Raw genomic sequence first — 12,506 nt, 5'->3', positions numbered from 1 at the left:
GCTAATCGACTCTAGATAATTAACGCAGCACATTTAGGTTATATTTATGAGAAGTTTAACCCTCTTGACGAATCAAGTAGTCAAATGCTCCTAGGCTTGCTTTTGCGCCTTCTCCCATTGCAATGATGATTTGTTTGTAAGGAACGGTTGTTGCGTCTCCGGCAGCAAACACACCCGCTAAACTTGTATCACCGTGTGACCCGACCTCAATTTCACCACGTGGTGATAGTGTAACTTCTGAATCTTTGAGCCATTCTGTATTTGGAACAAGACCGATTTGAACAAAGATTCCTGATAGTTCAACTTCTTTGATTTCGTCGGTATTGCGATCTTTATACTTTAAGCTAGTCACTCGCTTTCCATCACCAACAACTTCTGTCGTTTGCGCCATAGTAATAATGTCGACATTAGGCAACGAGTTTGCTTTGTTAATTAACACTTGGTCAGCTCGTAGAGTGTCGGCAAATTCCAATACCGTTACGTGTTCAACAATTCCAGCTAAGTCAATTGCTGCTTCGATACCGGAGTTCCCGCCACCAATAACCGCGGTTTTCTTGCCTTTGAACAGAGGTCCATCACAATGTGGGCAGTATGCAACCCCTTTATTACGATATTCCTGCTCTCCGGGTACGTTCATCTCTCTCCAACGTGCACCAGGTGTAAGAATGACGCTCTTACTTTTTAGAACAGCACCGCTTTCTAGGCTGACGTGAATCAAGCCATCATTAGTGTGTTCTGCACCCATAACTTTTGCGACTTGCTGGTCACCAACCATATCGACACCATATTCTTTTAGGTGTTCAGTCATGTCAGCGGCTAGTTTTGGTCCTTCTGTGCGCTTAACCGAAACAAAGTTTTCAATTGCCATGGTGTCCATAACTTGTCCACCGAATCGTTTTGCAACCACGCCAGTGCGAATACCTTTACGAGCGGCATAAACTGCAGCAGCACTTCCAGCGGGTCCACCACCGACGACGAGTACATCAAATGACTCTTTTTCGTTTATTGTAGCAGCTGCTTTTTCGGCTGCGCTGTCATCGACTTTATGTAATATCTCGGTGAGTGACATACGCCCTTGGCCAAACAGCTCACCATTAACAAATACACTTGGAACCGCCATTATCTCGCGCTGTTTTACTTCATCTTGGAACAATGCACCATCGATCATGGTCACGCGAACATCTGGGTTAATCGCGGCCATAGTGTTAAATGCTTGCACAACATCTGGACAGTTTTGACAAGACAATGAAATGTATATTTCGACATCCAGTTTTTTGCCTAGCTGGGCAATTTGCTCTATTGTTTCTGGCTCTTCTTTGATTGGATGTCCGCCAGAATGAAGTAACGCTAATACTAACGATGTAAACTCATGTCCCATAGGTAGGCCAGCAAAACGTAGCTGAGTCTCTTTTTCTGGGTTAGAAATTGTCATCACAGGTTTACGATCACTTGCATTGTCATCACGAACAACACTAACTAAGTCGCTTAGCTCCGCGATTTCATTTGCAAGCTCGTTAATATCACTAGATGCTTTTGAATCATCTAGGCTGACCACTAATCTGACTTCATGTTTCAGATTAGTTAGATATTGTTGTAATTGTTGTTTAATGGCTTGGTCTAACATAATGAAGTACACCTATATATTCTTTCGTAGAGTGGTCACTCTAGATAACAAAAAGGGAGAGCAAACCAGATATGTTGGTCGTCGGTATACCCGGAATGCTCTCAAATTGATTTCTATGCTCTGTTTATTGAATGTGTTTCAATAAACTGGAATTAGATTTTTCCAACAAGGTCTAGCGATGGTGCAAGTGTTTCTTCACCTTCTTTCCATTTCGCAGGACATACTTCACCCGGGTGAGCTGCAACATATTGAGCCGCTTTTACTTTACGCATTAGGTCTTCTGCTTCACGGCCAATACCTTCAGCTGTGATTTCCATTGCTTGGATAACACCTTCAGGGTCGATTAGGAACGTTGCGCGGTCTGCAAGACCTTGACCTTCACGCATGACGCCGAAATTGTTCGTGATGTTGCCTGTTTGGTCACCTAGCATGTAGTAGTTGATTTTGCCGATAGTGTCAGACGTATCGTGCCATGCTTTGTGAGTGAAATGGGTGTCAGTTGATACTGAGTAAACTTCTACGCCACGCTCTTGAAGCTCTGCATAATGATCAGCAAGGTCACCAAGTTCAGTTGGACATACGAAAGTAAAGTCCGCTGGGTAGAAGAAGAAGATAGCCCATTTGCCTAATACGTCTTGTTCTGTAACTTCAACAAATTCGCCTTGTTTGAATGCTGTTGCGCTGAATGGTTTGATTTGAGTGTTAATCATAATGTCTATCCTTTCTGAGTTATGGGTTACGAGTTATCTCGTCTACGGGATTAATATTCGCACTCAGAGCAGATAAAATAAAATTGCTTGTATCTATACCATTGATAGGGAATACCTATTTTAATCTTGTTGGAGGTTGTTGGAGTGGGTTAGCTAGATGAAAGAAAACGATAACTCGTAACGATTGGGAAAGGTTACGAGTATAAGTTATTTATTAGCGGCGCTTGGTTTCCCGTTTAACTAACTCAAATTCGAATTCTTCTGGGAATAAAACAATGCCCTCGCCATTGTTATCTGGAAAAACGATAATAGACAAATCGTCATCTTCTAACCCCATGGTCCAGCGACTTTTCCACTTTGCGGTTGAAATCGGCTCAGGTGTAAACCCTTCCCAATCATCGATAGCCCATTGTTGGGCGTTGGCTTTGCTTGGCCAAACTGGCACACAATCGTCATCGTCGGCACTTAAAAGTACACTGCCATGTTCATCAATTAATAACCAAATTTTCGATGTGTTTGCGATATTTTTAAAAAAGAGGTTCATGCGTTCAGTGGGGTCTTTGGCGACATGCACCAAATCATTTTCAGGGTTAGACATAGCTCGGCCTTATCTTAGTATCAGCCAGCAGTATAACGATTGATTGAACAGAAAACACTAAATGTGGATAGTTGATAGAGAAGGGGAAGCTTAAAGGCTAATGAGTTAACTAAGCCACGACAAAATCCCCTCTTACCATAAAGATAAGAGGGGTGTTTTTTTATGCAGACTGAAGAGCGGTAGATTCGACTAATCGTTCACCAAAAATTGGGCGAAGCGCTTGGAATACCTGCTGGCGAGTGATGGTTCCAACTAAGTGACCATCTTCCATTACCGGCATAACATAAGGGCGATTTAGTTTGCTTGTTTTTGCACGTTCTTCGACAGATAGTGATGAGAAGCTAGTGGCAATGCCTACTGATGTGGTCGGATACAGTTGCTCTCTGTCAACAGATAAGTATTCTGCAATATCAATGAGTCGCTCTTTGATGTCCACCGCGACAACATCACGAGACATTAAGTCGACAACTTTCTGATCTTCTGCCGGTATGTAATCTTGGCACCAAAGTTCAACCATTACATCGTGAGTAGAGAAAAAACCGACAACACGTCCTTCTACGTTGACAACAGGTGCTCCGGTAAGTTGATTATCGAGCAATACGTCTACCGCTAAGGCCACTGGCATATCGGCCGATACGGTTGCTGGGTTGTTTGTCATAATTTCTTTAACGCTAGTTGAACTAAACATAGTGATTTCCTTAATATTTGTGATTTCAGCAGTCGTCGTGATTGTGGCTAATCCGGTTGATTTTAGGTGTGGGCGACTGTAAATACTCCAGTTAGCAAGGCCGACTAATACGGCGCCGCCGACGATATTGCCTAACGTCACTGGAATTAAATTGTTGAAGATAAAGTGGTGGATATTTAAGTCGGCATAGTGACTGGCACTAACGCCGACCTGTTGCCAGAAGCTTTCAGGAGCGAAAGTCTGAATAACGATACCTAGTGGTACCATAAACATATTGGCAACGCAGTGTTCAAAACCGGTGGAGACAAACATCGCTACGGGGAGGATTGTCATTGCGGCTTTGGTCATAGCGTTCGCTGAGCTGAAGGTTAGCCATATCGCGAGACACACTAAAAGGTTACAAAGTACGCCCAACGAAAACGCTTGTAATGTGGTGTGATGAAGCTTGTGCTGAGCAATATTGAGAGCGTTTAGGCCCCATTGTCCAGCGTCGAGTTGATACAACCCTCCAGCTGTAACCAAGGCTAATAGCAGTAGTGCGCCAATTAGATTACCAATGTAAACCTTACTCCAGAGTTTCAACATATTGAAAAATGAAATCTGTTTATTGGCCCACGCAATACTTGAAAGTACAGAGCTGGTAAAGAGTTCACCACCACAAATCACGACAAGGATTAACCCGAGACTAAATGCAAGTCCACCGGCTAATCGGCTTAGACCCCATCCAGCACCAGCACTCCCTGTGGTAACGGTGATATAGAAAATAAACGCAAGCCCAATAAAGGCTCCAGCTAAAATCGCCAATCCTAGGATCATTGAGCTTGTTTTTTTCGTTTTTCCAAACGCGTATTTTTCCGCTTCCGCCATCATTTCATATGGTGAGAAAAAATTAGTATTGTCAGAGTGTGCAACGGACATAGTAGCTCCCTGTAGTGATGTTCATGATTAACCTCCTAACGTCATTTCGGATATCAAACAAAGGCATTTCCTTGTTTGCGTATTAATCCTGAACCTAAAATGATGAGTGGTAAAATTGATATTTCTTCACTTTCATATCAATTCGTTTGATATCGAAAAATTAATGCGTAAAATGGCGTTTTATTGCCGTTGGGCAGAGGAATCTATGCAGGTTTCTTGGTGTTATATTTTATGGGAGTGGGTGTGCGGTATTCTCTAAAACAATTAGCGGTATTTGATGCAATAGCTGATACAGGAAGTGTCAGCAAAGCGTCGGAAAATCTTGCTCTGACTCAATCGGCAACAAGCATGTCGCTAGCACAGTTAGAAAAAATGCTTGGGCGTCCTTTATTTGAACGTCAAGGTAAACAGATGGCATTGACTCATTGGGGAATGTGGTTAAGACCGAAAGCAAAGCGTCTAATCCAAGATGCACAAAAAATTCAAATGGGGTTTTATGATCAACATTTGATTAGCGGTAATATTCGCGTGTGCTCAAGTCAAACCCCGGCTGAACATTTGGTGCCAGAGCTTATCAGTATTCTTGATAATGATTTCCCTGAAATGCGTGTCAAATTGAAAGTTGAAAGTACAAAAGCGGTCATAAATGGCTTATTGGACTATCAATACGATCTTGGAATTATAGAAGGGCGATGCGACGACAGTCGTATTACTCAAGATGTGTGGTGTCGAGATCACCTTGTGATCGTTTCTTCTTCTCATCATCCGTTTGCTAAGGCAGAAAAAGTAAGCTTAGCGCAGTTAGAAGAAGCTAAGTGGGTCCTACGTGAGCCAGGTTCAGGAACCCGAAATATCTTCAATAGTGCCATTCACCATCTTATCCCGAATCTTGATTTATGGCGTGAATATGAACATGTGCCTGTACTGCGAGCTATGGTCGAAAGCGGACCATATTTAACGTGTTTACCCTATCTAGATGTCGAACGATTTCTGAAATCAGGTCAACTTGCTGGGCTTAATGTACCAGATCTCTATATGGAACGAACTTTATCGTTTATCTGGCGTGCCGATATGATTGAAAATCCACTGATAGATTGTATTCGCCGAGAAGCGAAACGAATGATGAAAGGGCGTCCTACGGTATTATAATTAAGCGAATTTTTACTGTGATGTTTCTTTGATGCTGGATATCAGGATAATTTATGATGGGGAGATTTTGAAAATAATATCATGTCGTTGAATCTTTCACTTCTCGATAGTCTTAATTACGGATAACCATTTTATCCGCAGCTCAATATAAGGCTCTACGTTGCAGTAGAGCTTTATTAATCTTAATAATTCTGGCCGTTGATATGACTCATTAAAGCTTGGCGACAACTGCTGGAATTGCCGCAAGAACATCTTGCCCAAATGCCACACTCCGCTCTGGCGACCAACCGTATAGCTTATCTGGGTGTGCGTCGTTGTCTTTGAAAGGCATTTCAATAGTGTACGAAAGGCATTTAAATTGTTCAGCTACCCATTTTGAACCAACGGTCAGGTTTGCAGTACCGGGTTCGTTTTCAGGATAGCCTTCTTCCACCTGAAACTCCGGTGTTATGGTTAACAGTGCTTGTTTAAATAATGATTCAAGATCGGCTATTTTATCGTTGTAACTGGGTACACCCTCAGAACCTGCGACAAAATTGTATGGAATGGCTTCATCACCGTGAATATCTAGAAACATATCAACCCCAGCATTCAGCATTTCTTCGCGTACATAATAGACTTCAGGGCTTTGCTCTACAGAAGGAGTTTGCCATTCTCGATTTAAATTAACGCCAATGGCATTGGTGCGAAGGTGTCCGCGAGCACTTCCATCTGGATTCATGTTTGGAACGATATAGAAGACTGCTTGGTCGAGTAATGATCGTGCTACAGTGTCGGTGGTATCAAGAAGCCTTCTAAGCAAACCTTCAACAAACCACTCTGCCATGGTTTCACCGGGATGTTGGCGTGCGGTGACCCAAATTTTCTTTTTATCATTATTTGGTTCCCCAATGGTCAAAAGGCTAATATCTCGGCCATCAATGGTTTGCCCCAACGTGTCTAAAAGGCAATTAGGATGCAATTGAGCTTGGTGGATGAGATCGAGATGGCGGTCGTAACTGTAAGGTGCAAAATAGGCGAAATAAACCGATTTGTGTTCTGGCGTAAAATTAAAACGTAAACTGTTGCCATCAAACTTTGAAGGAATGCGAAACCAATGCTCGCGATCATACGAGACAACTACGTTGTAACCGTCCCACCCCTCAGGGTAAGCTGATTTTTCGAGGTTGATTAGCTGAAAAGAGTGCTCTAATAATGGTGTTGATTCGAGACGAAAATGGAACCACTGAGCGATATCTGATTGATTATCAGCTCGCAGGGACAATTGAATATCATGGTGGTTTAATGCTTCTACTACTTCAATGCTTCCTGATTCAAAATTACTGTATATCTTCATATTGGCCATATAATATTTGGAAATGATAGGTAAAATACCAATTAATATAATGATAGGGAAGATTTAGTAAATTGATATCCAAATTCCTTCCTAATTATCACCATTTAGTAGGATAAGTTTGCTCATTTCTCTTGTTAACCCTGAGTTTCGTTAATTGACAAGTTACCTATTCATTCTTAGTCTTGTTTGCGAACCTTTATGTGGTGAGTAATTAATAATGAGTGTGACTAAATATAGACAAATTGCCAACTTGATCGCTAAGCGTATAGATCAATCATTTTATCGGGTTGGCGACAAGCTGCCACCACATAGAGTACTTGCTAAGCAACTCAATACAACCCCGGTGACAGTCGCCAAAGCTTATCGTTATTTAGCGCAACAAGGACGGATTAGTTCGCATGTCGGCAAAGGCAGTTTTGTATTAGGTGAGTCACCTCTGGAAAAGGTCATTACTCCAAAAAGCGAGTATCAAGAGTATAATTTTTCCATTCTTCAACCTTGTCTTGAGGCTAACCTATCGGTCTTAAGCCGTCTTTTTAGTGATCTTCAAAAGAATATTTCTCAAACCTTGGTTGGGTACGTCGAACATTCAGGTTTACCGCGCCACAAATCGATATTTTCAGATTGGTTAAATCAAATGGGATTATTGCATGCCGATTCTAAACAGATAGTTTTGACCAATGGCGCTCAGCATGGTTTAGCTCTCGCCATCGAGATGTTATCTGAACCTGGTGATACCGTATTGGTTGAACAACAAAGTTACCCGGGAATTTTCGCTATTTGCGAACAATTAGGTCGACAAGTATATGGTGTAGAAATGGATCCAAGTGGCATGTGCCCAGATCATTTGCAATATGTGATTGATCGTCACGAGCCAAAGTTGGTGATAGTCGTACCTTCGTATCAAAATCCAACTGGAATTACCATGCCAACTTCGCGGCGAAAAGAGGTTGCAGAAGTTATCGAGCAAAATCATTTATGGTTAGTTGAAGATGATATTTATGCTTTCTTAAACTCTGTCACTATACCTGCTATTTCGAGCTACATTCCAGATAGAAGCATCTATATTTCTAGTATGTCGAAGCTACTCAGCCCCGCATTGCGCAGTGGGTTGTTGTATGCTCCTCAAGAATTGGTGGCAAGATTTGAGGCAAAAGTTCGTGCGACAATTTGGCTAAGTTCACCGTTGATGCATGAAGTTGCTGCACAAGCGATATCCAGTAACGAAATAGTCAAACTTTTAAGAAATCAGAAAAGGATAGCGAAACAGCGTCAAGAAGTCGCATCAAAGATATTGAAAATGGAAATGTTTGGCGATGGATACCACATTTGGTTACCGATTGATTCGCGAGTTGAAGTAGAAGAGTTTGTTACACAGGCGAGGAATGTAGGTATCATAGTTAGTAGTGGACGTTACTTTGATAGCCCTAACTTTGCCAGTCATCACATCCGTTTGTCGCTCATGGCAATCGATGAGGACGAAAAGTTTGAACAAGGCTTAGTCAAATTATCGGTCCTGCTTGAACAACAAACGGATGAGCGTAGTTTCTACTATAAAATTTACGCTTATACTAAAACGAGCAAAGTATTCTAAATAAATCGTTTGGACACTCGCTTAGTCAACTTAATCATGAGCTCATAACTAATCGTGCCAATATGATTTGCGATGTGCTCTATAGGTAAGTTGTCACCCCAAAACTCAACGGAGTCTCCAACTTTATCTTGCATATCAGGCCCTAGGTCAACGGTAATCATATCCATTGATACATTCCCTACGATCGGAACAAGGCGACCATTAACATATACCGGAGTTTCGTTTGGTAGGACGCGCGGATAGCCATCTCCATATCCCATGGCGATAACGCCAATGTATGTATCGCGTGAAGAGACCCAATTTTCTCCATACCCTACAGGTTGATCAGCGTTGTGTTGTCGAATAGCTATTAGTTTTGATTGCAGTGTCATGACGGGCTTTAGGCCATGATCCGAACCAATTTCATCTTGGTTTGGACAGATACCATATAGTGCAATACCACCACGCATGTAATCCAATTGGGCATCAGGCCAATACAATATACCAGCAGAATTTGCGATCGTTTTAGGGCCAGGATAATGGGATGTTTGGTCTAAAAATTGTGCTATTTGGTTCGCGGTTGTGTCTGACTTTAAATCATCGGCGCAAGAGAAGTGACTTATAAATCCAACAGGACCATCTAGTTTACCTGTTGCTTCGATTCTGTTGACATAATCAGGCAATTCACAAGGCTTAACACCGAGGCGATGCATGCCAGTATCTAACTTCAACCATACTGTAATTGGCTGTTCGATGATGGCCGTTTGTAAGTGGGTAAGTTGCTCACTACAGTGAATGGTTGTGTGAAATTCAAGTTGAGCGGCAAGTTCTAAATCTTCTACGCAGAAACATCCTTCAAGTAATAGAATTGATTGAGTAATACCACTGTTACGTAATTCGATAGCTTCTTCTATACGAGATACTGCAAACATATCGGCTTGCGGTAGGGCTTTTGCCGTCTTGACCGCATCATGACCATATGCATCACCTTTAATCACCGCCACCACAGATCTGTTATTAGATTTACTTTTTAGTAAATCGTAGTTGTCACTAAGTGCTTGTAAGTTAATAACCGCTTCAGCAGTAATCATAATGTGTCCTGATAATCTAAATATTTGAAATATGCCTGAATAAATACGAGGAGCAGGCTAACGGGCCGTGTTCTATTGGAGGAATGATATCGTTAAAATTCTCGCATGATAAGCAATTTGTAGACCAGCGCGAACTACTTTGCGAAGGAGAGATATTGCTTAATATCTCCAGACTAACTACATAATATCGCTTACTCTAAAAAATCAAATATAGTTTTTTATATTATTTTGATATTTATGTATTTTGTAGATTTTATATCTAATGTTTAAGTTGATGTATTATTGGGAGCATCAATGTTTACTTATGTGTAATTAATTGACTTTCTAGTTCTATTTGCTGATTTATGCACTATTGGTGACCATATTTGCACCTTTATTGGGCGTTTGTAGGTATTTATGCATTCTAACTGTGTGGTCTAACGAACTTGTCTATTGTCTGTTAGGTTTGTTTTTGTGAAGTTCATCACAAAAATTAAAATATCAAATTAAGGTGGGTTATCGATATTAAACGCTGTTTTATTTGTTGTGAGGGACGTTTAGATAACTCGTATAAACTGATAGGTTTAACATTATCAACTGATGATTTGGTTTTTGGTTGAGCTATTATTCTGATAAATTTCATTAAATTAGAATTTAATGAAATTGAGATGTCTAGTGAAACAGAATAAATAGTCAGTTTTTTGAACTAAAAAGTCGGTTAAGTGGTGTTATTTAACCTACTTATGCATATTTTTTGTAAAATAAAATGTTTGTTGTCACGCATATTGCACTGTATCTTGTGCGAATTGTTAACATTAAATACTACTAAATTAATTAGTCATAGCGCAGAGGAACACCAAGATGGAACTTAAACAACCATATCTATTATTTTTAGGCGATGCACCTGACAACCTTGCTGCTAAAGTAGCGCAAGGTATTAAGACATGGCGTCCTGAGTTTTGCATTGGTCAATTTCGATTGCCAGAATGTAAGGCCGATGTTGGTTTAAGTGACTTAACCATCGAACAAGCTATTGAAGCAGGTGCTAAAACCCTAGTTATTGGTGTGGCTAACCGAGGTGGTTTAATTTCTGAAGAATGGATTGCTGTCCTTCTTAAAGCTATTGATGCAGGAATGGATATTGCGGCTGGTTTGCATAACAAACTTGCTGACATTCCTGAGCTTGTTGCTGCAGCAGAAGCAAAAGGTACTCAGCTTTTTGATGTTCGTTATCCAACAGAAGATTATCCAGTCGCGAACGGTAAGAAACGTACTGGTAAGCGCCTACTGACTGTCGGTACCGATTGTTCAGTTGGTAAAATGTACACATCTTTAGCAATCGAAAAAGGCCTTAAAGAGCGTGGTATTAATGCTGATTTCCGTGCAACGGGTCAAACCGGTATCTTAATTACTGGCGAAGGCGTAAGTGCTGACTGTGTTGTTGCTGATTTTATCGCTGGTGCAATTGAAGCGATTACACCAGCAGCCGAAGCTGATCACTGGGACATCGTTGAAGGACAAGGTTCATTGTTCCATGCTTCATATGCCGGTGTAACAACAGGTTTGATTCACGGTTCTCAGCCAGATGCATTAGTTTTATGTCATGAACCAACTCGCACTCATATGCGTGGTCTTCCTGATTACGCATTACCAGATATGCAAAAGTGTATGGACGCTAACATTGCTACGGCAAGTTTAACCAATCCAAATGTTCAATTTGTTGGTGTGTCGGTTAATACGTCTGGGCTAGAAGAAAAAGAAGCACTTGAATACATGAGTAAAGTTGAAGCTGAGCTTGGTTTGCCAGTTGTTGACCCATTCCGTCAAGGTATCGCTCGTATTGTAGATAAAATTGCGGAGCTGTAATGAACGTTAATCTTTACACAAAAAGTTGGCCAATCCGTGGCAGTTTTACTATCTCTCGAGGGAGTAAAACTGCAGTGGAAACCATCATCGTGGAGATTGAACACAATGGCGCTGTTGGTCGAGGTGAATGTGTTCCCTATGCTCGATATGGTGAGTCAATAGACAACGTATTAAAGCAAATAGAATGGGTTCTGCCTGAGATTAAAACTGGTATCAACCGAGAACAATTGCAGCCATTGCTTCCTTCTGGAGCCGCTCGCAATGCTATTGATTGCGCAATGTGGGATTTAGAGTGCAAGCTCGCAAAAAAATCCATATGGGAAACAACAGAGACAGAGCCGGGTGAATTAACGACGGCTTATACACTGTCACTGGATAAACCAGAAAAAATGGAACAAGCAGCGATAGAAAATGCGCATCGTCCTCTTTTGAAATTAAAGTTAGGTGGCCCAGAAGATTTAGAGCGAGTTAAAGCCGTTCGTCGCGGAGCACCTAACGCAACGATTGTACTCGATGCAAATGAAGCTTGGACTCCTGAAATATACAAAGCGTTGATTCCCGAGCTCGAAAAGCTAGGGGTAGCGATGATTGAGCAACCATTCCATGCAGATGCAGATGAAGCTCTTGATCATCTTGAACGTCCAATTCCTATTTGTGCCGATGAATCTTGTCACGATCGCTCAAGCTTGCCTCATGTTATTGGTCGTTACGATATGATCAACATTAAGACCGATAAGACAGGTGGTCTAACAGAAGCATTAGCACTTAAAGCGGAAGCGGAAGACGCTGGATTGAAAGTAATGGTCGGCTGTATGTTGTCGTCTTCACTCAGCATGGCGCCGGCATTTGTCGTCGCACAAAATGTTGATGTCGTAGATCTTGATGGTCCATTATTGCTTGCTAAAGACATCGACAATGGTTTTGAATTTGAGCAAAATGCTATGTTGCCTTTCAGCACGAAGCTGTGGGGCTAG

10 protein-coding genes are annotated in these 12,506 nt (G+C 41.5%); 4 read left to right on the top strand and 6 right to left on the bottom strand.

Features of this window, described 5'->3' with window-relative positions; translation table 11 throughout:
- Window positions 1–55: 55 nt before the first annotated feature.
- The 4 genes from ahpF to focA all read right to left on the bottom strand — a co-directional run bounded on the left by ahpF (window position 56) and on the right by focA (window position 4,538).
- Window positions 56–1,624, bottom strand: coding sequence for an alkyl hydroperoxide reductase subunit F (gene ahpF, locus ACXJY6_RS04230; RefSeq protein WP_458767497.1), 1,569 nt, complete (start codon window positions 1,622–1,624; stop codon window positions 56–58).
- 152 nt (window positions 1,625–1,776) lie between these two features.
- The gene (ahpC, locus tag ACXJY6_RS04225) at window positions 1,777–2,334 is read right to left on the bottom strand and encodes an alkyl hydroperoxide reductase subunit C (RefSeq protein ID WP_456051855.1); all 558 of its coding nucleotides are present in this window, start codon (window positions 2,332–2,334) and stop codon (window positions 1,777–1,779) included.
- A gap of 214 nt (window positions 2,335–2,548) precedes the next feature.
- Window positions 2,549–2,878: a DUF2750 domain-containing protein gene (locus ACXJY6_RS04220; protein WP_458767699.1), complete on the bottom strand. Its 330-nt coding sequence runs from the start codon at window positions 2,876–2,878 to the stop codon at window positions 2,549–2,551.
- A 214-nt stretch (window positions 2,879–3,092) separates the two neighbouring features.
- On the bottom strand, window positions 3,093–4,538 hold the full coding sequence (gene focA, locus ACXJY6_RS04215) for a formate transporter FocA (RefSeq protein WP_456051856.1): 1,446 nt from the start codon (window positions 4,536–4,538) through the stop codon (window positions 3,093–3,095).
- 243 nt (window positions 4,539–4,781) lie between these two features.
- Between focA and ACXJY6_RS04210 the strand changes: the two genes are divergently transcribed.
- Entirely contained in the window at window positions 4,782–5,687 is a 906-nt protein-coding gene (locus tag ACXJY6_RS04210; protein WP_456051857.1) for a LysR substrate-binding domain-containing protein, read from the top strand.
- A 211-nt stretch (window positions 5,688–5,898) separates the two neighbouring features.
- Here the strand turns inward: ACXJY6_RS04210 and ACXJY6_RS04205 are convergent, their stop codons facing one another.
- A complete protein-coding gene (locus ACXJY6_RS04205; protein ID WP_456051858.1) occupies window positions 5,899–7,023 on the bottom strand; it encodes a M14 family metallopeptidase in 1,125 nt (374 codons plus the stop codon).
- A gap of 217 nt (window positions 7,024–7,240) precedes the next feature.
- Between ACXJY6_RS04205 and ACXJY6_RS04200 the strand changes: the two genes are divergently transcribed.
- Complete coding sequence (locus ACXJY6_RS04200; protein ID WP_458767496.1) at window positions 7,241–8,617, top strand: aminotransferase-like domain-containing protein; 1,377 nt, start codon at window positions 7,241–7,243, stop codon at window positions 8,615–8,617.
- On the opposite strand, the gene alr is transcribed toward ACXJY6_RS04200, so the two are convergent.
- Complete coding sequence (gene alr / locus ACXJY6_RS04195) at window positions 8,614–9,687, bottom strand: alanine racemase (RefSeq protein WP_458767495.1); 1,074 nt, start codon at window positions 9,685–9,687, stop codon at window positions 8,614–8,616. The genes ACXJY6_RS04200 and alr overlap by 4 nt on opposite strands.
- Before the next feature lie 840 nt (window positions 9,688–10,527).
- Here alr and dgcN point away from each other — a divergent pair.
- Together dgcN and dgcA are read left to right on the top strand one after the other, a co-directional pair.
- Window positions 10,528–11,532 (top strand): N-acetyltransferase DgcN, encoded by a 1,005-nt coding sequence (gene dgcN, locus ACXJY6_RS04190; protein ID WP_456051861.1) that lies wholly within the window; start codon window positions 10,528–10,530, stop codon window positions 11,530–11,532.
- A complete protein-coding gene (gene dgcA / locus ACXJY6_RS04185; RefSeq protein WP_458767494.1) occupies window positions 11,532–12,506 on the top strand; it encodes an N-acetyl-D-Glu racemase DgcA in 975 nt (324 codons plus the stop codon). The genes dgcN and dgcA overlap by 1 nt, the downstream gene beginning before the upstream one ends.

The organism is Vibrio phycocola (assembly GCF_054404255.1).
The sequence above is the reverse complement of the archived record's forward strand: the minus strand, read 5'-3'. Positions and strand labels throughout refer to the sequence as shown.

Bases quoted from the DNA above. Each gene is read 5' to 3' on its own strand.
- ahpF (WP_458767497.1), bottom strand. From the start codon at position 1,624: ATGTTAGACCAAGCCATTAAACAACAATTACAACAATATCTAACTAAT.
- ahpC (WP_456051855.1), bottom strand. From the start codon at position 2,334: ATGATTAACACTCAAATCAAACCATTCAGCGCAACAGCATTCAAACAA.
- dgcA (WP_458767494.1), top strand. From the start codon at position 11,532: ATGAACGTTAATCTTTACACAAAAAGTTGGCCAATCCGTGGCAGTTTT.
- alr (WP_458767495.1), bottom strand. From the start codon at position 9,687: ATGATTACTGCTGAAGCGGTTATTAACTTACAAGCACTTAGTGACAAC.
- ACXJY6_RS04200 (WP_458767496.1), top strand. From the start codon at position 7,241: ATGAGTGTGACTAAATATAGACAAATTGCCAACTTGATCGCTAAGCGT.
- dgcN (WP_456051861.1), top strand. From the start codon at position 10,528: ATGGAACTTAAACAACCATATCTATTATTTTTAGGCGATGCACCTGAC.
- ACXJY6_RS04205 (WP_456051858.1), bottom strand. From the start codon at position 7,023: ATGAAGATATACAGTAATTTTGAATCAGGAAGCATTGAAGTAGTAGAA.
- focA (WP_456051856.1), bottom strand. From the start codon at position 4,538: ATGTCCGTTGCACACTCTGACAATACTAATTTTTTCTCACCATATGAA.
- ACXJY6_RS04220 (WP_458767699.1), bottom strand. From the start codon at position 2,878: ATGAACCTCTTTTTTAAAAATATCGCAAACACATCGAAAATTTGGTTA.